The organism is Streptomyces siamensis (genome assembly GCF_039543605.1).
GTDB lineage: Bacteria > Actinomycetota > Actinomycetes > Streptomycetales > Streptomycetaceae > Streptomyces > Streptomyces siamensis.
In genome coordinates this window covers 247,159-268,914 of record NZ_BAABKB010000030.1, presented here as the reverse complement: position 1 = coordinate 268,914, position 21,756 = coordinate 247,159, and the positions used below count along the sequence as shown (strand labels likewise).

At 71.8% G+C, this 21,756-nt stretch carries 19 protein-coding genes; 9 read left to right on the top strand and 10 right to left on the bottom strand.

All coding sequences use genetic code 11. From position 1 onward, the window contains the following. Nucleotides 1-32: 32 nt before the first annotated feature. Both ABEB03_RS31985 and ABEB03_RS31980 read right to left on the bottom strand, forming a co-directional pair. Entirely contained in the window at nt 33-2,501 is a 2,469-nt protein-coding gene (locus ABEB03_RS31985; RefSeq protein WP_345656314.1) for a DUF4132 domain-containing protein, read from the bottom strand. 2 nt (nt 2,502-2,503) lie between these two features. Then, the gene (locus tag ABEB03_RS31980) at nt 2,504-2,896 is read right to left on the bottom strand and encodes a hypothetical protein (protein ID WP_345656313.1); all 393 of its coding nucleotides are present in this window, start codon (nt 2,894-2,896) and stop codon (nt 2,504-2,506) included. A 127-nt stretch (nt 2,897-3,023) separates the two neighbouring features. Between ABEB03_RS31980 and ABEB03_RS31975 the strand changes: the two genes are divergently transcribed. The 4 genes from ABEB03_RS31975 to ABEB03_RS31960 all read left to right on the top strand — a co-directional run bounded on the left by ABEB03_RS31975 (nt 3,024) and on the right by ABEB03_RS31960 (nt 5,322). After that, nucleotides 3,024-3,440 (top strand): VOC family protein, encoded by a 417-nt coding sequence (locus ABEB03_RS31975; protein WP_345656312.1) that lies wholly within the window; start codon nt 3,024-3,026, stop codon nt 3,438-3,440. Nucleotides 3,441-3,564: 124 nt separating this feature from the next. Continuing rightward, nucleotides 3,565-3,972 (top strand): hypothetical protein, encoded by a 408-nt coding sequence (locus ABEB03_RS31970; protein WP_095936176.1) that lies wholly within the window; start codon nt 3,565-3,567, stop codon nt 3,970-3,972. Between the two features lie 5 nt (nt 3,973-3,977). Further along, a complete protein-coding gene (locus ABEB03_RS31965; protein ID WP_345656462.1) occupies nt 3,978-4,547 on the top strand; it encodes a thiol-disulfide oxidoreductase DCC family protein in 570 nt (189 codons plus the stop codon). Between the two features lie 10 nt (nt 4,548-4,557). Further along, nucleotides 4,558-5,322, top strand: coding sequence for a TetR/AcrR family transcriptional regulator (locus ABEB03_RS31960; protein WP_345656311.1), 765 nt, complete (start codon nt 4,558-4,560; stop codon nt 5,320-5,322). Between the two features lie 61 nt (nt 5,323-5,383). Here ABEB03_RS31960 and ABEB03_RS31955 read toward each other — a convergent pair whose 3' ends face one another. Beyond that, nucleotides 5,384-7,795 (bottom strand): MMPL family transporter, encoded by a 2,412-nt coding sequence (locus tag ABEB03_RS31955; RefSeq protein WP_345656461.1) that lies wholly within the window; start codon nt 7,793-7,795, stop codon nt 5,384-5,386. Between the two features lie 175 nt (nt 7,796-7,970). Between ABEB03_RS31955 and ABEB03_RS31950 the strand changes: the two genes are divergently transcribed. The 3 genes from ABEB03_RS31950 (at nt 7,971) to ABEB03_RS31940 (ending at nt 12,466) form a co-directional block, all read left to right on the top strand. Continuing rightward, the gene (locus tag ABEB03_RS31950; RefSeq protein ID WP_095936173.1) at nt 7,971-8,660 is read left to right on the top strand and encodes a response regulator transcription factor; all 690 of its coding nucleotides are present in this window, start codon (nt 7,971-7,973) and stop codon (nt 8,658-8,660) included. After that, nucleotides 8,660-10,111: a sensor histidine kinase gene (locus tag ABEB03_RS31945; protein WP_345656310.1), complete on the top strand. Its 1,452-nt coding sequence runs from the start codon at nt 8,660-8,662 to the stop codon at nt 10,109-10,111. The genes ABEB03_RS31950 and ABEB03_RS31945 overlap by 1 nt, the downstream gene beginning before the upstream one ends. Nucleotides 10,112-10,288: 177 nt before the next feature. Then, entirely contained in the window at nt 10,289-12,466 is a 2,178-nt protein-coding gene (locus ABEB03_RS31940; RefSeq protein WP_345656309.1) for a sulfatase-like hydrolase/transferase, read from the top strand. Between the two features lie 17 nt (nt 12,467-12,483). Here ABEB03_RS31940 and ABEB03_RS31935 read toward each other — a convergent pair whose 3' ends face one another. From ABEB03_RS31935 to ABEB03_RS31925, 3 genes are all read right to left on the bottom strand, one after another. Beyond that, nucleotides 12,484-14,040, bottom strand: coding sequence for an ABC transporter substrate-binding protein (locus ABEB03_RS31935; protein ID WP_345656308.1), 1,557 nt, complete (start codon nt 14,038-14,040; stop codon nt 12,484-12,486). 214 nt (nt 14,041-14,254) lie between these two features. After that, nucleotides 14,255-15,664 carry a metallophosphoesterase gene (locus tag ABEB03_RS31930; RefSeq protein ID WP_345656307.1) on the bottom strand — a complete coding sequence of 470 codons (1,410 nt, stop codon included), beginning with the start codon at nt 15,662-15,664 and terminating at the stop codon, nt 14,255-14,257. 16 nt (nt 15,665-15,680) lie between these two features. Next, the gene (locus tag ABEB03_RS31925; RefSeq protein WP_028802923.1) at nt 15,681-15,923 is read right to left on the bottom strand and encodes an SCO4848 family membrane protein; all 243 of its coding nucleotides are present in this window, start codon (nt 15,921-15,923) and stop codon (nt 15,681-15,683) included. Nucleotides 15,924-16,014: 91 nt separating this feature from the next. Between ABEB03_RS31925 and ABEB03_RS31920 the strand changes: the two genes are divergently transcribed. After that, entirely contained in the window at nt 16,015-17,289 is a 1,275-nt protein-coding gene (locus ABEB03_RS31920) for a D-alanyl-D-alanine carboxypeptidase family protein (protein ID WP_345656306.1), read from the top strand. On the opposite strand, the gene ABEB03_RS31915 is transcribed toward ABEB03_RS31920, so the two are convergent. Genes ABEB03_RS31915 through ABEB03_RS31900 form a run of 4 tightly spaced genes read right to left on the bottom strand, consistent with a single transcriptional unit; the run spans nt 17,243 to nt 20,115 of the window. Continuing rightward, complete coding sequence (locus ABEB03_RS31915) at nt 17,243-18,226, bottom strand: YihY/virulence factor BrkB family protein (protein WP_345656305.1); 984 nt, start codon at nt 18,224-18,226, stop codon at nt 17,243-17,245. The genes ABEB03_RS31920 and ABEB03_RS31915 overlap by 47 nt on opposite strands. Continuing rightward, nucleotides 18,214-18,651 carry a GtrA family protein gene (locus ABEB03_RS31910; RefSeq protein ID WP_345656304.1) on the bottom strand — a complete coding sequence of 146 codons (438 nt, stop codon included), beginning with the start codon at nt 18,649-18,651 and terminating at the stop codon, nt 18,214-18,216. The genes ABEB03_RS31915 and ABEB03_RS31910 overlap by 13 nt, the downstream gene beginning before the upstream one ends. Next, complete coding sequence (locus tag ABEB03_RS31905; RefSeq protein WP_345656303.1) at nt 18,648-19,592, bottom strand: decaprenyl-phosphate phosphoribosyltransferase; 945 nt, start codon at nt 19,590-19,592, stop codon at nt 18,648-18,650. The genes ABEB03_RS31910 and ABEB03_RS31905 overlap by 4 nt, the downstream gene beginning before the upstream one ends. Next, a complete protein-coding gene (locus ABEB03_RS31900; RefSeq protein WP_345656460.1) occupies nt 19,585-20,115 on the bottom strand; it encodes a phosphatase PAP2 family protein in 531 nt (176 codons plus the stop codon). The genes ABEB03_RS31905 and ABEB03_RS31900 overlap by 8 nt, the downstream gene beginning before the upstream one ends. Nucleotides 20,116-20,311: 196 nt before the next feature. Between ABEB03_RS31900 and ABEB03_RS31895 the strand changes: the two genes are divergently transcribed. Continuing rightward, complete coding sequence (locus ABEB03_RS31895; protein WP_345656302.1) at nt 20,312-21,661, top strand: FAD-binding oxidoreductase; 1,350 nt, start codon at nt 20,312-20,314, stop codon at nt 21,659-21,661. Nucleotides 21,662-21,756 lie beyond the last annotated feature (95 nt).

Here is a 21,756-nt window from a genome sequence, read left to right as displayed (position 1 = left end):
ACACGAGGGACACGTGGTCCGTGCGGGGAGGGCTACAACTGGCTCAGGATCGAAGGATCCGTGATCCCCGTGTCGTCCGCCAGGAGGATCGCCTTGCTGAGGATCACGCCCAGCATGCGGTCGCCCTCGAAGGGGAGGTAGCCGGTCCGGGGTTCTCCCGGGGCGGACTTGGGGACGATGCACAGGTACTGGTCGTTCGGGGTCATGAGGATGTTGCCCGAGCCGAGGTGGATCTTGTACGTGTGGCGTTCGCCCCTGACGTGCAGGAAACGGCCCTCCAGGGTGCAGCGGTCGGCTATCGCCAGGCGCGGGACCAGGCGGTCCAGGAGGGCGCGGCGGGTCTCGGCGCTCTGGTTCAGCTCGCCGAAGCCGTACGTCGTCCAGTACTCGCGGAAGCGTCCGCCCGGGCCGCCGTCCTGCCAGGTCGGGTCGTTCCCGACGCTGCCGACGCCTACGAACAGGTCGACGTCGCGCAGGACTTCGGACAGGACGAGGGGCGGGATGTCGGTGAGCGGGACGGGCTCCACCGGCTCCTGCCCGTCGCGCAGCCACATGCGGTACTCGCCGCCGAAGCAGTGTGCCGAGTTCTGCGGGGCGTCGATCGGATAGAAGCGGACCTGGTCGGTGCGCAGGCGCAGATAGCTGCCCGACTCGGTGGTGTCCTCGCCGTACTCCTCTCCGTCGCCCTCGATCCAGTACTCGGCGCGCAGGCCCCACTGAGGCAGGTCGCGTGAGGCGGGCGGCGCCTCGTCGTCGACGCAGAGACGGAGCTTGTTGCGCCAGCCCCTGATCGCGGCGAGGGAGTTGAACTGGTGCTGGCGCAGGATGTGCGCCGCGAAACGGTTCGAGTAGGTCCCCGTGGTGCGCTCGGCGTCCGTGAGCAGGTACACCTCGCGGTGGGCCTGCTTGAAGGGCTGGGTGATCTCGTGCCGCTCCAGCCAGTCCCGCCAGGCGACGACCTCGGCGGGCTCGCGGCCGACGGGGTGCCAGAGTTCGACTTCCAAGCCGTCGCTCACGGGCTCGTCGGCGAGGGTGCGCAGCTCGCCGTCCGCGAACCCGGCGGGCGTGCCGTCGACGGTCCACAGGAGACGGCGGGCGAGCGTGCCCACCAGAGGATGGTCGAGGTAGCGCTCGCGCCACGCGCCGTACGCCCAGGTGCGCCGGGCGAGGAACTGCCGGTCCAGACGCTCCGCCTGCGCCGACAGCATCCTGTCGATGTCCTTGACCGCCGCCTTCAGCTCCTTGAGCTCCTCGGCGTGCTCGCGCCGCACCGTCGCGGGCACCGCCTTCACGGACTTGCCCGCCGCGTTGCGCCAGCTCAGCACCGCTCGGGAGCCGTGGACGTCGAGCGTCGCGGTGGCCTCGCCGAACTCGTGCACGGCCCTGCCGACCTCGTCGAGGCCGTACGCCGGGACGGCCAGTTCCTCGATCTCCTCGCGGCTCAGCCCGAGGGCCACGGCCCGCGCCTCCAGGGCGCCGTCGAGCAGCTTCGCCGTGTTCTTGTAGGTCACCCGGGTGGCGAGCCGGGCGAGTTCGGCGAGCGCGGCCTCGCTGTCGATGCGGGCGAGGGCGACGACCCCGGCGTTGGCGACCTTCGGGTTGCGCGGGCCGAGTCCGGCGACCTTCTTCAGGGAGGTCTCGACGAGCGTGCCCAGCGCCCTGGCGGTGTCGGGGTGGGCGGGCAGGAGGGAGAGCAGCCAGGCGAGGCCGCGCAGCGCGTTCGCGTTCCAGGGGTCGTACGCGTTGTTGATGTCCGCCTCCCACGACCTGCGCTCCAGCGGGAGGGTCCGGGGGCGGCCGACGAGGGCGAGCCAGGGCAGCGCGGTGTCGCGGACGCGGTCCGGGCCGAGGGTGTCGATGAGCGCGGCGGCCCGCCTGTCCCATGTGGCGCTGGGCTTGGAGGCGGTGGCCGAGGCGGCGTGGGTGAGCAGCGCGTGCCAGGGGTCGTCGGGCCCGGAGAGGTGTTCCATGGCCGTCTCGGCCCACTCCTCCCCGACGTTGAGGACCGGTTCGGTGAGTTTCTTCGCCAGCTCGCCCAGCTCGTGGGAGCGGTACGCGTCCATGGCGGTGCGGCGGAAGACCGCGACGACGGCGGGGGCGAGGGGGCGTCCGGCGGCCAGCTCCGCCTCGGCCAGGACGTCGAGCCGTGCCGCGTACCAGAAGGAGTGCTGCCGGCCGAGTTCGTCGAGCTGCTTGAGGCGTTCGGGGACGAGCCGGTCGCCGGGGAGATCCCTGGCGAGGATGCCGATCAGCGTCATCGCGTTGCTCTTGGCGGCCGACTCCTCGCCGACCGAGTGGTAGCGCGCCACCAGGGCGTCGGCGAGCACGGTCCGCCGCTCGACGGGCAGTTCGCGCAGCAGGTCGAGCATCGTCGCCCAGCCGCCGCCCCAGTAGCCCTTGTTCTCCAGGGCGGCCTTGAGGGCCAGGTCGGCGACCTTGCCCATGTTGTCCTCGGCGATCCGGTTGCGGATGCGCTGTTCGTAGGACCGAATGCCGGTCATGGTCAGCCCCCCACCAGTGCGACGAGCTTCAGGAAGGTGACCTCGGTGCCGAGGGCGAGGTCGATCTCCTCGTCGAGGTCGGTCAGCTGACGGTCGCCGACGAGCACGAGGAAGCCGTTCCCCGCGAAGGCCGCGAGGGCCAGGTCCGTCTGCGCCCGCGGGTCTATCCGCCGGGGCGTGCGCAACGCGTATCCGTTCAGCACGCGCTCGGTGTCCTCGGGCTGCACCAGCCCCTGGAACACCCCCGTCGCACGCGCGTTGTACTCGGCGACCTCCTGGAAGACCCTGCGCCGGATCAGCTCGCGCAACGCGAGCCGCTCCTCGGCGATCTCGACCTCCCAGCCGGCGCTCCGGCCCCCACTCGTCGTCTCGTCGACGAACGTCACCATTCCCATGCCGAGGACCGTACGAGACGCCACTGACAACGGACGAGCCGGAAGTCCCTCATCCCAATGGGTGATCGCGGGCCGGGCCCGCGGTCGGCTCTGCTCCGCGGCCGGTCAGGATCCCTAACCTGATGACATGTCAGATGACGTGTCATACGAACTGCTCGGAATCGACAACGTACTGCTGCCCGTCGGGAACCTCGACGAGGCGGTCCGCTTCTACGAGCTGGCCGGGTTCCCGGTGGCGTTCCGGCTCGACGAGGCCGGGATCGCCGCGTTGAAGGTGGGCGGCGAGACGCCGGGCGTACTGCTGCGGCTGGACGAGGAGCTGAGCCACCGGCCGCCGCCCTGGGCCGTGCCGCGGGTGTGGCTGGAGGTCCGGGACGCCCGCGCCGCGGCGAGCGCTCTCGCCGCGGCGGGGATCCGGCCACTGGACGCCCCCTTCCCCGTGGCCACCGGATGGACCGTCGAGATCGCCGACCCCTGGGGCAATGTCGTGGGCCTCACGGACTACAACAAGCGGCCCGAACTGGCCCGCGCCGCACGGACGTAGCGGCGGCGCACGGAAGTCCCCGCACGGGTGACCGCACGCCCACCCCTCGACTTGAACATGTTCAAAAGGAGGTCTACATTCATTCCCGACAGCGTTTTGAACGCGTTCAAGAAGGGGTGGGGACATGGACCTCACAGTCGTCGCGTACGTCATCTACCTGCTGGTCAGCATCGCGCTGACCGTCTGGGTGGCACGCACCCTGAGCCGCAACGGACGGATCTTCCTGGCCGACGTGCTGCACGGCAACGAGAAGCTCGCCGACGCGGTCAACCACCTGCTGGTGGTCGGCTTCTACCTGGTCAACCTGGGCTTCGTCGCGCTCTATCTGAACCAGGACGAGACGATCGGCAACGCCCGGGAGGTCTTCGAGGCCCTGTCGACCAAGCTCGGCGTCGTCCTGCTCGTCCTCGGCGTCATGCACCTGGGGAACGTCTACGTGCTCAACAAGATCCGGCGCCGCGGCGTGATGGAGCGGGAGCAGCTGCCGCCCGTCGCGCCCACCGGCTGGGTCGCGCCGACGGCCGGGGCGTGAGCACGATGGCCGGCGCCGCCGCCACCGGGGACCGGGACGCCGCGCGCGTCCCGGTCCTCGGGCTCACCGTCCTCTACGACGCGCAGTGCCCGCTGTGCGGCTTCCTCCGCGACTGGCTGGCGCGCCAGCCCTGCCTGGTCCCCCTCCGGTTCGTCCCGGCCGCCTCGGACGAGGCCCGGCAGCGCTTCCCGGAACTCGATCACGCGGCGACCCTCGGCGAGATCACCGTCGTCGGGGACGGCGGACAGATCTACAAGGGGCCCGCCGCCTGGATCGTGACCCTCTGGGCGCTGCGCGAGCACCGGCCGCTCGCGCACCGGCTGAGCACACCGGCCGGCTCCCGGCTGGCGAAGGGCGCGGTCCTCGCCGCCGCGAAGTGGCGCGGGTCCCACGCGAACGGTCAGTGGACCGGCTCCCCCGGCAACGCGCAGTGGTCCGGCTCCCCCGGCAACGGGCAGTGGGGCGGCGGCGCCTACCACTGGGGCGACGGATGGCGTTACGAACCGGGCTCGGGGTGGACGTACGAGCCGCCCGCCTGCGACAGCGGGGCCTGCTCCACGGGGCCCACTCGTTAGGCTCGTCCCCGTGCCAGCACCAACAGACCGCCCCGGTCCCGACGAGAGCCCCGAGAAGGGGTCCGCCAAGAGCCCCGCGAAGAGCGAGCAGACCCGCGCCCTGATCCTGGAGACGGCGATGCGCCTGTTCCAGGAGCGGGGCTACGACAAGACGACCATGCGGGCCATCGCGAAGGAGGCCGGGGTCTCCGTCGGGAACGCGTACTACTACTTCGACGGCAAGGAACACCTGATCCAGGGCTTCTACGACCGGATCGCGGCTGAGCACCAGGTGGCGGTGCGGGAGGTGCTGGACCGCGAGACGGACCTGGAGGCCCGGATCGGCGGCGTGCTGAAGGCCTGGCTGGACATCGCGACCCCGTACCACGAGTTCGCGGTGCAGTTCTTCAAGAACGCCGCCGACCCGGACAGTCCGCTCAGCCCCTTCTCCCCGGAGTCGGAGCACGCGCGCGTGGAGGCGATCAGCGTCCACCGGGAAGTGCTCGCCGGAGCGAAGACCAAGGTGCCGGAGGATCTGCGGGACGTGCTGCCCGAGTTGCTGTGGCTCTCCCAGATGGGACTCGTCCTGTACTGGGTGTTCGACCGCACGGAAGGACGCGAGCGCAGCTACCGGCTCGCCGAGCGGGGCGCCCGCCTCACCGCGCGCGGCGTCTCCCTGGCCCGCTTCCGCGTCCTGCGGCCGCTCGTCCACGAGGTGCACGAGCTGTTCACGGACTTCCTGCCCGGCATGACCAAGGCGCTGCCCGACCCGTCGAAGCCGAAGAAGAAGGGCTAGCGACCGGGCCCGTACCCGCAGCAGGGGCACGGGCCCGGTCGCCGTCACGGACCGCGGCCGTTCAGTTGACCGCGTCCACCTCCCCCTGCAACAGCTCCACGTCGTGCACGAGCGGTTCGTCGGACACCACCAGGTGGCGCGCCCGCGCCCCGTACGACGGAGCGGTCGCCGAGAGCAGATACGTGCCCGGGGCCGGTACCGAGACGATGTACGAGCCGTCCGCCAAGGACGTCACCCGGTCCAGTTGGCGTCCGCCCTTGGACAGCAGCGTGAGGACCGCGCCGTCGACCGCCGCGCCGTCCGCGTCACGGACGAAGCCGTGCACCACCGACGCGCTGCCCGCCGCCACGGGGGCGGTGGGCTCGGGCTGCTCCTCCGCCGGCTCCACCGCCAGGTGCGGCAGCCGCTTGTCCAGCGCCGCGGGCAGCCACCAGTTGGCGTTGCCGAGCAGATGCATCGCCGCCGGCACCAGCGCCGTACGCAGGATGAAGGCGTCGAGGGCGACGGCCGCGGCCAGGCCCACCCCCGCCATCGCCGCGCCCGAGTCGCCGCTCAGCACGAAGGCCAGGAACACACAGACCATGATCAGGGCCGCGGAGTTGATGACGCGACTGGTCTCCGCGAGGCCGACGCGCACGGCGCGGGCGTTGTCCTTGGTGTGCACCCACTCCTCGTGCATCCGGCTCACCAGGAACACCTGGTAGTCCATGGACAGGCCGAAGAGCAGCGACAGCATGATGACCGGCAGGAAGGCGTTGATCGGCCCCTCCTTGCCGAGGCCGAGCAGCTCCAGCCCCCAGCCCCACTGGAAGATCGCCACCAGGACGCCGAAGGACGCGGCGGCCGCGATCAGGTTCATCAGCGCAGCCGTCAGCGGCACCACGAGGGAGCGGAAGGCGACCAGCAGGAGCAGGAAGCCGAGGCCGATGATCGTGGCCACGAAGTACGGCAGCCGGTCGCCGGTGATGGTCGCGAAGTCCTTGGAGACGGCCGTCACCCCGCCCACATGGGCCTGGGCCCCCGCCCGAGGGATCACCCGGTCCCGCAGCGTGTCGATGAGCTCGTCGGTCCGCTCCGACTGCGGCGAGGTCCTGGGCACCACCTGGATCACCGTCACGCCGTTCGCGGGCGGCAGCGCGGCGGCCCTGGCGACCCCGTCGGTCGCCCGGATGTCCTTGACCAGCGTGTCCGTGTCCCCGTCGGCCACCACCACCTGCAAGGGGCCGTTGAAGCCGGGGCCGAAGCCCTCGGCGAGCAGGTCGTACGCCTTCCGGGTCGTCGTCGACGCGTCGTCGTTGCCCTGGTCGGTGGCGCCGAGCCGCAGGCCGAGGACCGGCAGCGCGAGCACGGCCATGACGGCCACGGCCAGGACGGCGATCGTACGGGGGCGCCGCTGCACGGTCTGCGACCAGCGGGCCGCCGCGCCGCTCGTGCGCTCCGGTTCGGGCCCCGTCGCGGCGAGTTTGCGCCGCTGACGGCGGCTGAGCACCCGGGTGCCGAGCACGCCGAGGAGCGCGGGCAGCAGGGTGATCGCGGCGAGCACGCTGAACACGACGGTGAGCGAGGTGCCGATGACGACACCGTCCAGGAAGCGGAGATTGGTGACGAGCATCCCGGCGAGTGCGATGCACACCGTGCCGCCCGCGAACAGCACCGCCCGCCCCGAGGTGTTGAGGGCGGTGACCGCGGACTCCTCCGGGTCCGCGCCGCGCAGGATGCCGCGCCGGTGCCGGGTGACGATGAACAGCGCGTAGTCGATGCCGACACCGAGCCCGATCAGGGTGGCGAGCAGCGGGGCGAGGTCGGGCACGTCGGTGACGTGGCTGATCAGCTGGGTGGAGAACAGGCCGGTGCCGACGCCGAAGATCGCGACGCCGATCGGCAGGAGCATCGCGAACAGCGAGCCGAACGCGAGGAACAGCACGACGGCCGCGGCCAGGATGCCGACCATCTCGGCGAGCCCGGTGGGCGGCTCCTGCACCCGCTGGATCGCCTGCCCGCCCAACTCGACCTGAAGGCCTCCGCGTTCGGCGCCCTGCGCGGTGTCCAGGACGTCCTGCACGAGCTCCTTGGGTACGGCGTTGGCCTGCTCGGCGAAGGTGATCTGCGCGTAGGCGATCTTCCCGTCCGAGCTGATCTGCGCCGCGCCCTGCGCGCCGGAGTACGGTCCCGCGACCCCTCCGACGCCCTTCATCCTGCCGATGTCGTCCAGTGCGGGCTGGATCCGGGACCGGACGTCCTGGTCCCGGACCGTCCCCTCGTCGACCTTCCACACCACCGTGTCGGTGTCTCCCGCGCTGTCCGGGAAGGCCTTCTCCATCAGGTCGTACGCGCGCTTGGAGTCCGTGTTCGGAAGGGAGAAGACGTTCGCGTAGTCCGTGCCCGCGGTGGACGCCGCGAAGCCCAGTCCGAACAGTCCCCCCAGCCACAGCAACAGGACCACCAGCCGGTGCCGATAGCACCACCGTGCCAATGCCGTCACGCTCAACGCTCCTTGTTCGTCGGTCGAATCGGTCCGTCGGTCCCCCAGGTCCTGCACCCACCCTCCGTGTCGCGGCGCGCGCGGGAACACGACACGCCCATGACTCTCAAGGAACTCCAAAGCGGGAGCCGCCCCGCGGGACGACGGGCGTACGGATACTGGGGGCATGACCGCTCACGAGGGGGCCACCGTCCTCGTCGTCGAGGACGAGCCGAGCATCGCGGACGTCCTCGCCATCGCCCTGCGCTACCACCGCTTCGAGGTGATGACCGCCGGCACCGTCCGTGAGGCGCTCGCGCTGGCCGAGCGCACCCGGCCCGACGCGGCCCTGCTCGACGTCATGCTGCCGGACGGCGACGGCCGGGCGCTCGGCCGTGAACTGCGCGGAAGGCGACCGGACCTGGCGATCGTGTTCCTCACCGCGCGGGACGCCCCCGCCGAGATCGTGGGCGCGCTCGGCTTCGGCGACGACTACATCACCAAGCCGTTCAACATCGACGAGGTCGTCGCCCGGATCACCGCCGTCCTGCGCCGCACCCGCTCCGACGACGTCCTGCCGCAGCGTCCGCCGCTGCGCTACGGCGACCTGGAGCTGGACGAGACGACGTACCGCGTCCACCGCTCGGGCCGCACGGTCGAACTCACCCCTACCGAGTACGCCCTGCTGCGCTTCCTCGTCCGCAACGGCGGGCGGATCGTCCCCAAGGAGCAACTCCTGCGCCACGTATGGCAGTACGAGCACTCCGCCGAGTCCACCGTCGTGGAGACGTACATCAGCTATCTGCGGCGCAAGCTCGAACCGCTGGGCCCGCCGTTGATCCAGACCCGGCGGGGCGTCGGCTACGGGCTCGCCTGATGATCCGGTTCCCGCCCTACATCCCGCTCCCCCGCTGCCGGCACGGTCTGCGCTCCCTGCGCGGCAAGCTGACCCTCGCGAACGTGGCCCTGCTGGCCCTCGGCATCGTCGTGACGACCGCCGTGAGCCTGATGGGCATGCGGCACTATCTGCTCGACCAGGTCGACGCGGAGCTCGACCAGACGCGGAAGTCGCTGAGCAGCGCCCGGCTCAGCATGCGGGAGATCGACTCGCTGAGCACCCTCGCCTTCATCCGCGACCGGCTCGTCCCCGCGACCGAGCAGTCCCCGAAACCGGACTCGGTCTTCGCCTGGGTCGACGGGAAGGGCAGGGCGGTCTCCCTCGGCGGCTTCGAACCGACCGACACCCAGAAGGCCTTCGCGGACGCCGTCGGCGACCCCGGCGCGCTGGCCCGTGCCGGGGAACCGCACGACGTGACCGTGCGCGGGGACGCCTACCGGGCGACCGCCGCCCGGCTCACCGACGGCACGTACGTCCTGCTCGCCACGTCGACGGAGGGCCTGCACAAGGGCATAGCGAAAGCGCTCCGGCTCGACCTGACCGTCGGCACCCTGCTGCTGGCGCTCCTCGCGGTGCTCACGATGATCGGTGTCAGCCGCCGGATGCGGCCGCTGGAGGACATGGTGGAGACCTCGTCGGCGATCGCCGAGGGGGACCTCACCCGGCGCGTGCCCTCCAGCCACCATCCGACACAGGAGGTCGAGCAGCTGCGGATCGCCCTCAACTCGATGCTCCAGCAGGTGGAATCGGCGTACCGGACGCGCGAGCGCAGCGCGGCCCAGCTGCGCCGCTTCGTCGGGGACGCCTCGCACGAGCTGCGCACCCCGCTGGCCGCCATCCGCGGCTACCTCCAGCTGTACGACAAGGGCATGCTGACGGATCCGGTCGAGCGCCGCAGGGCCTGGGACCGGATGAACGCCGAGGTCGACCGCATGGGACGGCTGGTGGACGAGCTGCTGACCCTGGCCCGCCTCGACCAGCGCCCCGAACTGCGCTTCCGGAACATCGATCTGAGCCGGCTGGTGCGGGACGCCGCCGAGGACCTGCGGGCCCAGCAGCCGGAGCGGCCGGTGACCGTGGGCGCGGACGGAACGCTGCTCGTGCACGCCGACGAGTCGGGGCTGCGGCAGGTGCTCGGCAACCTCGTGGGGAACGTACGCACCCACACGCCGGCCGACGTGCCGGTGCGGCTCGGTGTGGAGCGCGAGGACGGGGTGGTCCGTCTGTGTGTCGCGGACGAGGGACCGGGGCTCCCGGAGGAGGACGCCGCCCGCATCTTCGACCGGTTCTTCCGGACGGGGGGCGGGGCGGGCAGCGGGCTCGGCATGGCCATCGTGCAGGGTGTGGTGACGGCGCACGGTGGTGAGGTGGCGGTGCGGACGGCACCGGGCCGGGGGCTGGCGGTGACGGTGACACTGCCGGTGCGGTGACGGCCCCGCGTACCCCCGCCGCCGACGCGGTGACCTGCTAGAACGGACTTGGGAAGAAGCTGACCGGGACGATTGAACGCAGGCAGCCACGACGCCGTACACAGGTGAAGGCGGCCCTGACGTCTCCAGCCTGGTCCGCCGCGCCATCACCGGGCTTCGCACGGAAGGACCGCCGGGTTGTCGTCCAACACGAGTTCTCGACAGCTGCCGCACACGGACGCGGACACTCCGCAGGCGGGGCCGGCGCCGCAGCCGCCCGCGGACACCGCCACCGGGGACACCACCGCTTCGGGGGACGGTGACATCCCCGGGGACCCCGCCGCATCCGAGGACGGCGTCACCGCCGGGCCCGGAGACGGTGGCACCGCCGGGAGCGCTGTCGCGTCCGAGGACGACGGCGACCCTCCGGCCGGAGCCGCCCCGGTGGAGGGACCCGCCACTGCGGACGCCACCCGCGGTGACAGTGCCTCGGCCGACACCACTGCCGATGAAGGCGACCCGGGGGACGCCACCCCTGGTGACAGCGACGCCGGCGAGGCCGCCCTCGACGACAGCGACGCGGCCGACACCGCCCCCGACGACAGCGACGCGGCCGACACCGCCCCCGACGACAGCGACGCGGCCGAGGCCGCCCCCGCCCCCGGGGACGGCGAGACCTCCGACGGTCCGCCGGCGCCCGTCCGCTCCCGCCGGCGGCTGCGGCGCGGGCGCGGCTGGCGGCAGAAGCACCCCGTCGCGGCCCGCATCCTGGCGTGGACCCTGACGTTCCTGGCCGCCGCGCTCGTGCTGTTCGCGCTGCTGATGCCGAGCAAGGTGGACAGCTTCCGGCCCGCCGAGTTCACCCGCCTCCCGGTGGAGGCGATCTTCGGCGCCGCCGTGCTGATCGTCCTGCCACGCACCCCGCGGATCGTCGTGGCCGCGCTCGCCGGGCTCGGCCTGGGCGCGCTGACGGTCCTGAACCTCCTCGACATCGGCTTCAACGAGTACCTGGGCCGGGGCTTCAACGTCGTCCTCGACTGGAGCCTGTTCGGCGACGCGGAGGCGTACCTGCGGGACACGATGGGCGGCAGGGGCGCGCTCGGCATCGTCGTCGCCGTCGTGGCGCTGGTGATCGCGGTGCTCGCCCTCACCACGCTGGCGGTGGTCCGGCTCGCCAACCTGCTGGCCCGGCACAGCGTCGCCTCGACGCGGACGACGCTGGTGCTGGGAACCGTCTGGATCACCTGCGCGGCGCTCGGCGTGCAGGTCGCCGACGTGCCGATCGCCGCCGACCACACGGCCGCGGTCGTCCAGGACCGTGCCCATCGGGTGCGGGACACGCTGCGGGACGAGGCGGCGTTCGCCCGGATCGCCAAGAAGGACGACTTCGCCGACACCCCGCCCGACCAGCTGCTGACCGGGCTGCGCGGCAAGGACATGATGATCACGTTCATCGAGAGCTACGGCCGCAGCGCCATCGAGGATCCGGTCATCGCACCCGGCGTCGACGCGACCCTGACCGCCGAGAACGACAAGCTGCGCGAGGCCGGGTTCGCGGCGAAGAGCGGCTGGCTCACCTCGGCGACGTACGGCGGAAGCAGCTGGCTGGGCCACTCGACCTTCCTCTCGGGCCTGTGGATCAACAACCAGCAGCGGTACCGCACCGTCACCGCGGGCGAGCACCTCACCCTCACCAAGGCCTTCCGCAAGACCGGCGCCTGGGACACGGTCGGCATCATGCCGGGCATCCAGAAGGCCTGGCCGGAAGCCAAGTTCTACGGCCTCGACAAGGTCTACGACTCCCGTGAACTCGGCTACAAGGGACCGAAGTTCAGTTGGTCGACCATGCCCGACCAGTACGCCCTGACCGCGTTCGAGCGCCTGGTGCACGGAAAGAAGCACGACAAGCCGCTGATGTCGGAGATCATCCTGACGTCCAGCCACCAGCCGTGGGCGCCGATCCCGAAGACGGTCCCGCAGGACCAGGTCGGCGACGGCTCGGTCTACGACGCCATCGAGAAGGCGGGCAAGAAGCCCTCGGACATCATCACCGACTCCACCAAGTCGAAGCAGGAGTACGGGAAGTCCATCCAGTACTCGGTGACCAGCCTCATCGACTACCTGGTGAAGTACGGCGACAAGAACACCGTGCTGGTCTTCCTCGGCGACCACCAGCCCATCGCCCGGGTCAGCGGCAACCACGCCAGCCGTGACGTCCCCTGCGCGATCGTCGCCAAGGACCCGAAGGTCCTCGACAGGATCGCCGGCTGGGGCTGGTCGGACGGGCTGCAGCCCGAACACGACGCCCCGGTGTGGAAGATGAGTTCGTTCCGGGACCGCTTCCTGACGGCGTACGGTTCCACGCCCTCCCCCTGACAGCGTCCCGTACGCGGTCAGATCCAGCCCAGCCGCCAGAGCCGGAACACGCCGGTACCGTCCGACAGGTACTGGCCGCCCCCGACGGCCTCGCTGCTGAGGACGTACTCCTTGCGCTGCCACAGCGGAATCAGCGGGACGTCCTCGGCCACCACGTCCTGCAGCCGCCGGAAGTCGCTCGTCGTGCGGCTGCGGTCCGCGGCCTGCTGCGTGTCCAGGATCAGCTGGTCGACGGCCTTGCTGCTGTAGCCGTTCTTCATGCTGTTGCCGGTGCCGACGAGCTGGGCGCCGAAGGTGTCCGGGTCGGGATAGTCGGCGACCCAGCCGACCGCCCAGGCGTCCAGCTTCCCCTCCGCGTACCGCTTCTGGAAGTCGGTCCACTCGTAGCCGCGGGTGGTCACCCGGAACAGCCCGCTCGCCTCCAGCTGACGCTTGAGCTCGGCGGCCTCCGGCCCGGCCGCGCCCCGCCCGCGGCCGTACCCGTAGGTGAAGCGCACGGGCAGCGGGACCCCGGCCTCCTCCAGCAGCTCCCGCGCCTTCTTGCGGTCCGGCTTGGGGTAGGCGTCGAAGAACGACGTCGAGTGCCCGGTGATGCCCGCCGGGATCAGCCCGTACAGCGCGTCGGTCGTGCCCTTGTACGTCCGGCTGACCAGCTCCTCGCGGTTGATGACCGCGGCGATGGCCTGCCGCACCCGCCGGTCGTGCAGCGGCGAGCCCGCCCGCACGTCGAGGACTAGGTTGCGGGTCTCGGCGCTGTCGACCTCCGTGACGCGCTGCCCGGGATCGCTCGGCGAGAGGCGGGCGAGCAGGTCCGGGGGCAGCTGGCGGGCCGCCACGTCGAACTTCTTCGCCTTCCAGCCGTCCTGAAGCGCCTGCGAGGTGCGGTAGTAGCGCAGCACGACGGGCCTGCCGGTCTCACCGACGGCGCCCCGGTAGCGGGGGTTGGGACCGAGCACGGCCCGCTCGTTCTTCGTATACGTCTTCAGGACGTAGGGTCCGGTGCCGTCGGCGCCGGTGTCGGTGCGCAGCGTGCGCCTCGGGTAGCGGTCGCGGTCGACGATCGAACCGGCGGCGGTCGCCACCTTGAACGGGAACGTGGCGTCGGGCGACGACAGATGGAAGGTGACGGTCCGTCCGCTCGCGTCCACCGTGCCGAGGGTGGCGAAGAGCGAGGCGGGGCCCACCTCGGAGTTGATGCGCTTGACCCGCTCGAAGGAGTACTTGACGTCCTCGGCGGTCGCCTTGCGTCCGCTCGGGAAGGTCAGGTCGTCGCGCAGCGTGCAGCGGTACGTCCGCAGGCCGGTGCCCACGAAGCCGCAGGTCCTCGCCGCGTCCGGGACGGGGGCGGCACCGCCCGGCTCGAACGTCAGCAGCGACTGGAATACGTTGCTGAACAGCGCCCAGGAGCCGGCGTCATAGGCGCCGGCCGGGTCGAGCGAGGTGACGGCGTCCGTCGTCCCGACCGTGATGGTCCGGTTGTCGCCCTCCTGCGCCGGCAACAGCTGCCAGGCGCCCACGCCCACGCCCGCCAGTACGAGCAGCGTCGCCAGAATCCGCATGCGAACAGATCGCATCGGTGCCCTCCCCAGGCCCACCGCGAGTCACTCCCCTAGTGACGCGGATCACCTAACCACAGGTGTTTCCGCCGAGGGAGGGGCTTTGTGAAACCTGGACCGGGCGGATCCGAACGTTCATTTCAGGCCTGTTTCACAGCTGGTTCCCAGACTTCTCCGGGGCCCTTTCCCCCGTTGCTCCGGAGCCCGTTCCCGCGGGCCCCGGAGCCGGTTCTCACGCCTGCCGGGAGGCCAGTTCGACGACCGTGATGTCCGAGGGCGCGCCCACCCGGGTCGGCGGCCCCCAGGCTCCCGCGCCGCGGGAGACGTAGAGCTGGGTGTCCCCGTAGCGCTCCAGTCCGGCGAGCGTCGGGTTGGCGGCGTCCGCGATCAGGTTCCCGGGCCACAACTGCCCTCCGTGGGTGTGCCCGGACAGCTGGAGGTCGACGCCGTGGCGCACGGCCTCGTGGATCTGTACGGGCTGGTGGGCGAGGAGCACGCAGGCCCGCGAGGTGTCCCTGTCCCCGAGCGCCCGGCCGAAGTCGGGCCCCTGGCCCTCGTTCTCGCCCTGCACGTCGTTGACGCCCGCGAGATCGAATCCGGCCAGCTCGGTGCGCGCGTTCTCCAGCGGGTGGATGCCCAGCTCCCGCACCTGCCCGACCCACTGCTCGGCGCCGGAGAAGTACTCGTGGTTCCCGGTGACGAAGAAGGCCCCGTGGCGGGCGCGCAGTCCGGCCAGGGGCGCGGCGGCGGGTCCGAGGTCCTTCACACTGCCGTCGACCAGGTCACCGACCACGGCGATCAGATCGGGCTGTGTGGAGTTGACCGTGTCGACGACCTTCTGCGCGAAGCCCCGCCCGAGCACCGGGCCGAGGTGGATGTCGCTGACCACCGCGATCCGGAAGCCGTGCGCGGAACGCGGCAGCTTGGCGAGCGGCACGGTGACCCGCTTCACCGCGGGCCCGCGCAGGACCCCGTACGTCCCGTATCCGACCGTCCCCACGGCCGCGGCGGCGGCCGCGCCTCCGACCACCCGCGAGACGAAGAGCCGCCGGGAGGGCCCGGTGACTCCGGCCGCGTCCCGGGTGGATCCTCCCGGGGCGCCCGGCTCCGCCGAAGGGGTCGAGCCATCGCTCCGGCCGTCGGACGGCGGGTCGGCGAGGCCCGCGGCGCGAGCACCCGGCTCCGCGCCGGCCCCTTCGGGCACGCCGCGACGCGGCGCCGAGCCGACGGTGACGTCGCGCGCCCCCGTGCCGACCGCGGCCGGTGCCCCGGCGACGGCGGCCCCGTCCTCGGCGGCGGACGGCTGCCCGGCCGCGGCGCCCCGCCGGGTGAGCGCCCATCGCGCGAGCGGCCGCAGGACCTCCCCCGCCAGGAGCGCCAGCAACAGGTAGAGGGACAGCGCCATCCACAGGAACCCGGGCCACGCCAGCACCTGCTGGAGCCAGAACGGTGCCCCCGCGCGCTCGCTCGCGACCGCGCCGAACATCAGCAGCGGTCCCGCGACGAAGAGCACGGTGCCCGAACGGCGCGCGAGCCCCGGCCCGGACGTGGTGTCCCGCACGAGGCGCCGCCACGCGTACCAGTGCAGTGCGCCGAAGGCCGCCAGCACGGCGAGACCCACCAGTACGAACACGATCACCACGTCGCGGAATCCCCCGTCATGACGTCCGGCGCAAAGCGCGTACCCCGCGCAACCCGATGACCCCGACGACCGTCCCCAAGACAAAGGAGACGACGGCGAGCGTCAGGTGCACCCAGAAGTACGCCGTCGGATCGCCCGCGTCGTCGAACGCGAGCCCGCTGCCGTCCTTGTACAGATTCTTGATGAAAGTGACCCAAATGACCCAGCTCCACACCCCGAAGGCGAGCAGGAACCAGGACACGGGGCGGCTGAGCTTCATGGGTTCAGTATCGCCGCCGTCGGCCGGTACCCGGTGTCGGGGTGGGGAGGGTGATGGGACTTCCCGACCGGAGCCCTGTACTTTCTCGACCGTGCCCGCCACCAAAAAGACCGTCAAGCGTTCCTTGTTGGTCACTTCAGCCACTCTGTTGTCCCTTTCGCTGACGGCCGCCCCGGCCCTGGCCGACGGATCCCCCTCACCGAGCACCAGCCCGAGCGCCACTCCCCCGGCGGACATGTCGGTCGTCGGCGGCGAACGGCTCGGCCGGCCGGGCACCCAGGTGGACCTCGGCAGCGGCGCCCCCGTCCTGCCCAAGGACCTCACCGCCCGCTCCTGGATCGTCGCCGACGCCGAGTCCGGTGACGTGCTGGCCGCGCACAACGCGCACTGGCGGCTGCCCCCGGCGAGCACCATGAAGATGCTGTTCGCCGACACGGTGCTGCCCAAGTTCCCGAAGTCCACCGAGCACAAGGTGGTCCCCTCCGACCTGGCGGGCATCGGCTCGGGCTCCAGCATGGTGGGGATAAAGGAGAACGAGACCTACACGGTCCACGACCTGTGGCTCGGCGTCTTCCTGCGCTCCGGCAACGACGCCGTGCACGTGCTGTCCGCGATGAACAACGGCGTCGACCGGACGGTCAAGGACATGCAGGCGCACGCCACCGAACTCCAGGCCCTCGACACGCACGTGGTCAGCCCGGACGGCTACGACGCCAAGGGGCAGGTGTCCTCGGCGTACGACCTGACGCTGTTCGCCCGATCGGGGCTGCAGAAGAAGGACTTCCGGGAGTACTGCTCTACGGTGCGGGCCGATTTCCCGGGCGAGACGAAGAAGAACAAGAAGGGCAAGAAGAGCCGCGAGTCCTTCGAGATCCAGAACACCAACCGTCTCCTGACCGGCGACAGCGACATCTCCACGTACCAGGGCATCGCCGGGGTCAAGAACGGCAACACCACGAACGCGGGCGCCACCTTCACCGGTGTCGCCGAGCGCGACGGCAAGGTGCTGCTCGTCACGGTCATGAACCCGGAGAAGAACGAACACAACGAGGTCTACAAGGAGACCGCGCGGCTGTTCGACTGGGGTTTCCGGGCCGCGGGCAAGATCCAGCCGGTCGGTGAACTGGTGCCGCCGAAGGGAGTCGACACCACCGCGCAGCCGGGCGCGAAGGCGTCCGGCGGAACCTCCGAGGACGACCGCGCGTCCAGCAAGCCGGTGGCGGCCGCCACCGGCACCCGGAGCGGTTCGAGCGGCATCGGGATCGCGCTGGCGGTGGCGGGCGGCTTCGTCGTCCTGCTCGCGGCGGGCGTGTTCCTCGTCAACCGCCGGTGGCCGCTGCCCGACCTGATGCGCCGTCGCCGCTGACCGGCGAACGCGCCGCGCCGCCCCTCGCCGGTCCGCCGCCCCGGGCCTCCGGCTCCTTCGAGGGCGGCGCGTCCTCCTCCGCCGGGGACTCGTCGCTCGGCGTCGCCGTCCAGGCGGCGCAGAACAGCAGCAGCTTCGCGGTGAAGTTGATCCACAGCAGCAGCGCGATCGGCACGCCGAAGGCGCCGTACATGCTCTTCGAGGCGACGCCCCGCATGTAGCCGCTGAGCAGCAGCTTGAGCAGCTCGAAGCCGGCCGCGCCCATCAGCGCGGCGACGATCAGCCGGTGGCGCGGCGGCTCGACGCCGGGCAACAGCGTCAGGAGGTACAGCAGGAGCAGGAACCCGCCGAGCACGGCGACGGCGAACGCTGCCACCTGGAGCACCGTCTCGCCCCAGCCGCTCTCGTCGATGGACAGCCGTCGGGCCGTCCAGCCCACCGTCGTGGACGCGATGGTGGAGGCGGCGATGGTGACGAGCGCCGCGCCGCCGAGTCCGACGAGCACACCCGTGTCCTTGATCTTGCGCAGGACGGGGTTCTCCTCGCTGTCCGGCAGCTCCCAGACGGCCCGCAGGCACTCCCGCATCGAGCCGACCCAGCCGATGCCGGTGAACAGCAGGAAGACGCCGGCGATCACTCCGATCGTGGCGGCGTTCTGGACGAGGCCGCTGATGTCCAGCTGGTCGGAGATCCCGGGCACCTGCTCGGCCAGCTTGTCCTGGAGGTCCTTCTGCTGCTGGGTGCTCAGGGTGGCCGCCGCGATCGCCGCGGCGACCGTCAGCAGCGGGAAGAGCGCCACGAAGCTGATGAACGTCATGGCCGCGGCGAGCCGCGTCCACTTCACCCGGTCCAGGCGCTCGTAGGAGCGCCACGCGTGCGTGGCCATCAGGCGTGTGACCAACGGCCCCACGCCGGGGAGCTTCTTCAGCCAGTCCATGATCCGACTCTGCCCTCACCTCGGAAAACCAATGTCCGGGTACCCCAAAAACGCAGGACAGTGGCGATCGCCATGCCGATTCCGGCACCCGAGACGGTGTCCGCGCGCTGCGAGGTGAAGCCGAGGCCGTAGTGACTGACGGCGATGCAGAGCAGCTGGACGAGGGCGCCGGCGATGTTCACCGCGAAGAAGACCGCGTACTGACGCATGCCGCGCGCCGCCGTGTGCCGGTAGGTGCCGAGCGCGTTGCCCGCGTAGGCCACCGAACAGCCCGCCACGAACGACAGCGCCTTGGCGGTCAGCGGGTCCAGTCCCCCGGGCCCGCGCAGCCAGACGAACAGGCCGAGGTCGGTGACGTAGGCGAGGATTCCGGCGGTGGCGAAGCCGAGGAGCTCCTGGCCGATCCCCCGCTGGGCGACGCTCACCAGTTCGCCACCGCGAGCCCGTACATCGCCAGCCAGACCAGGCCGATGAGCGCGAGGGCACGGTCGTGCAGGACCACGTCCTCGGGCTCGCCCGCGGTGCCGCGGTCGGCGAAGACGGCGTAGCGCAGGACCGCCAGGATGAAGGCCACCATCGACAGCTGCCGCCACGGGAGCAGGCCGGTGCTCGGCACCCCGCCCTCTTCGAGGGCCCACAGGCAGTAGCCGAGGACGGAGACCCCGGCGGCCAGCTGCCACACGAAGCGCAGGTAGCCGGTGGTGTACTCGGTGAGCAACGCGCGCGTGGCGCCCGCCTTCCCGGCCATCTGCACGGCCTCGGAGTAACGCTTCGCCGAGACCATGAACAGCGCCCCGAAGCCGGTGGTGATCAGGAACCAGCGCGAGAGCGGGATGCCCAGGGCGAGCCCGCCGACCATCGCGCGCATCAGGAACCCGGTCGTGACGACGACGAGGTCGACCACCAGGACGTGCTTCAGGCTGACGCAGTAGGCCAGTTGCATGCCGATGTACGCGGTCAGCAACGCGGCGACGGCCGGTGAGCAGAGCACGGCCGCGGCGGCCGGCGCGAGGACCGCGAGGGCGCCGCCGACGGCGTACGCGACCGGGACGGGGACCTGGCCCGCGGCGACCGGGCGGTGCCGCTTGACCGGGTGGGCCCGGTCGGCGTCGGCGTCCCGGGCGTCGTTGATCAGATACACGGCGGCGGCACAGGCGGTGAACAGCATGAAGACGAGGGCGAGTTGGACGAGCGCGTGCTCGGAGAAGAGCCGTCCCGCGGCGGCCGGGGCGGCCACGACGAGCACGTTCTTCACCCACTGGCGGGGGCGGGCGGTCCTGAGCAGACCGCGGGCCAGACCGCCCAGCCCCCGCTCCGGTGCCGCGGCGGCCGGTGTGCGCTCCAGGAGCGCCGTGCGCTCAGCCATGGCCGCCCCCGATCCAGCGGGCGCCCAGCCGGGCCGTCAGGGCCCCGAGGGCGGCGCCCGCGGCGACGTCCGAGGGGTAGTGGACGCCGACGACGAGCCGGGAGAGGCACATCGCGGCGGCGACCGGCGTGGCCACGTAGGCGCCGAGCGCGCCGAAGGCGACCGCCGCGGCCGCCGACGAGGAGGCGTGCGAGCTCGGGAAGGAGTGGCGCCCGGCCGTGCGCGCCAGCGGCACCAGGTGCGCCGGGCGTGGGCGGCGCACGATCCGCTTCACCCCCATGCTGGCGAGGTGCGCGGTCGTGGTGAGCGCCGTCGCGCGCAGCCACGCGGCCCGCCGCTCACGGTCGACGGCGGCCCCGGTGAGCCCCGCCGCGAGCCACAGCGCGCCGTGCTCCCCGCTCCAGGACAGGGCGCGCGCGACGGCCGCCACGCGCGGATGTTCCGTACCGCACTCGTGGAGCGCGGCCAGCAGTCGACGGTCCACGTCCTCGCCGAGCCCGTGCGCGTCACGCCGGTGGTCCATGTCGAGCCGTCGATCCACGTCGTCCCGGTCGTCCCGGTCGTCAAGGTCGTCCATGCGATCTCACTCTTCTAGGGAGTGGCCGCAGAATTACGGCAATCTAGGACGACATCCCATTAATCACCCATTTCGGTGAGGAGCCGTGAGGTAGGGGATGATTCCGGTGTTATGCACCCTTGTCGGCGCTACGGTCACGGTCATGCCTGCCGACACCGTCTCCGTCACGGGTTGGGGCCGCACCGCCCCGACCGCCGCCCGTCTGGTCCGCCCGCGCACGTACGAGGAGGCGGCGGCCGCGGTCCGGGCGTGCGGGGCACGCGGCAGCATCGCCCGGGGCCTCGGACGGGCGTACGGGGACGCCGCGCAGAACGCGGGCGGCGCCGTGCTCGACATGACGGGCCTCGACCGGATCCACGCGATCGACGCGGACGGCGGCACCGTCCTGTGCGACGCCGGCGTGTCCCTGCACCGGCTGATGGAAGTCCTGCTGCCCCTCGGCTGGTTCGTGCCGGTCACCCCCGGAACCCGCTATGTGACGGTCGGCGGCGCGATCGGCGCGGACATCCACGGCAAGAACCACCACGTGTCGGGCTCGTTCGCCCGCCACGTCCTCTCCTTCGAACTCCTCACCGCCGACGGCCGGATCCGTACGGTCGGCCACGGCACCCCCCTCTTCGACGCGACGGCCGGCGGCATGGGCCTGACCGGAGTGATCCTCACGGCGACCGTCCGACTCCAGCCCGTCGAGACCGCGCTGATGTCCGTCGACACCGAACGCGCCGCGGACCTGGACGACTTGATGGCCCGCCTCACCGCCACCGACCACCGCTACCGGTATTCGGTCGCCTGGATCGACCTGCTCGCCCGCGGCACCTCCCTGGGGCGCTCGGTACTGACCCGGGGCGAGCACGCGCCGCTGGACGCGCTGCCGCCCCGCGCGCGCCGGCACCCCCTGGCGTTCCGGCCCGCGCAGTTCCCCTCCGCCCCGTCGTTCGTGCCGGAGGGCCTGCTGGGGCGCACGACGGTGGGGCTGTTCAACGAGCTCTGGTACCGCAAGGCGCCACGCGCGCGTGCCGGTGAGCTGCAGAAGATCTCGACCTTCTTCCACCCCCTCGACGGCGTTCCGCACTGGAACCGGGTCTACGGGCGCGGCGGCTTCGTCCAGTACCAGTTCGTCGTCGGACACGGACAGGAGGAGGCCCTGCACCGGATCGTGCGGCGTATCTCCGAGCGCCGGTGCCCGTCCTTCCTCGCCGTCCTCAAGCGCTTCGGGGAGGCCGACCCCGGCTGGCTGTCCTTCCCCGTGCCCGGCTGGACCCTCGCCCTGGACGTCCCCGCGAACCTGACGGGGCTCGGCGCCTTCCTCGACGAACTGGACGAGGAGGTGGCCGCGGCCGGCGGCCGGGTGTACCTGGCCAAGGACGCGCGGCTGCGCCCCGAACTGCTGGCCGGGATGTATCCGCGGATCGCCGAGTTCCGCGCCCTGCGGCAGGAACTGGACCCCGCGCGGGTCTTCACCTCCGACCTGTCCCGACGCCTCGACCTCTAGTCGCGCGCGCCGGCCGCCCCTCCCGCACGCCCTTCGCGGCCCCGTCCCCGTCGTCCGCGCACGCCCCGTCGCCCGCCCTCTCTCGCCCTTAGGAG

What these genes read in the sequence shown, in the direction of transcription:
- ABEB03_RS31895 (WP_345656302.1), top strand. Translation starts at nt 20,312, where the DNA reads ATGCCTGCCGACACCGTCTCCGTCACGGGTTGGGGCCGCACCGCCCCG.
- ABEB03_RS31975 (WP_345656312.1), top strand. Translation starts at nt 3,024, where the DNA reads ATGTCAGATGACGTGTCATACGAACTGCTCGGAATCGACAACGTACTG.
- ABEB03_RS31905 (WP_345656303.1), bottom strand. Translation starts at nt 19,592, where the DNA reads ATGGCTGAGCGCACGGCGCTCCTGGAGCGCACACCGGCCGCCGCGGCA.
- ABEB03_RS31985 (WP_345656314.1), bottom strand. Translation starts at nt 2,501, where the DNA reads ATGACCGGCATTCGGTCCTACGAACAGCGCATCCGCAACCGGATCGCC.
- ABEB03_RS31900 (WP_345656460.1), bottom strand. Translation starts at nt 20,115, where the DNA reads ATGGACCACCGGCGTGACGCGCACGGGCTCGGCGAGGACGTGGACCGT.
- ABEB03_RS31915 (WP_345656305.1), bottom strand. Translation starts at nt 18,226, where the DNA reads ATGGACTGGCTGAAGAAGCTCCCCGGCGTGGGGCCGTTGGTCACACGC.
- ABEB03_RS31965 (WP_345656462.1), top strand. Translation starts at nt 3,978, where the DNA reads ATGGCCGGCGCCGCCGCCACCGGGGACCGGGACGCCGCGCGCGTCCCG.
- ABEB03_RS31935 (WP_345656308.1), bottom strand. Translation starts at nt 14,040, where the DNA reads ATGCGATCTGTTCGCATGCGGATTCTGGCGACGCTGCTCGTACTGGCG.
- ABEB03_RS31970 (WP_095936176.1), top strand. Translation starts at nt 3,565, where the DNA reads ATGGACCTCACAGTCGTCGCGTACGTCATCTACCTGCTGGTCAGCATC.
- ABEB03_RS31950 (WP_095936173.1), top strand. Translation starts at nt 7,971, where the DNA reads ATGACCGCTCACGAGGGGGCCACCGTCCTCGTCGTCGAGGACGAGCCG.
- ABEB03_RS31945 (WP_345656310.1), top strand. Translation starts at nt 8,660, where the DNA reads ATGATCCGGTTCCCGCCCTACATCCCGCTCCCCCGCTGCCGGCACGGT.
- ABEB03_RS31980 (WP_345656313.1), bottom strand. Translation starts at nt 2,896, where the DNA reads ATGGGAATGGTGACGTTCGTCGACGAGACGACGAGTGGGGGCCGGAGC.
- ABEB03_RS31925 (WP_028802923.1), bottom strand. Translation starts at nt 15,923, where the DNA reads ATGAAGCTCAGCCGCCCCGTGTCCTGGTTCCTGCTCGCCTTCGGGGTG.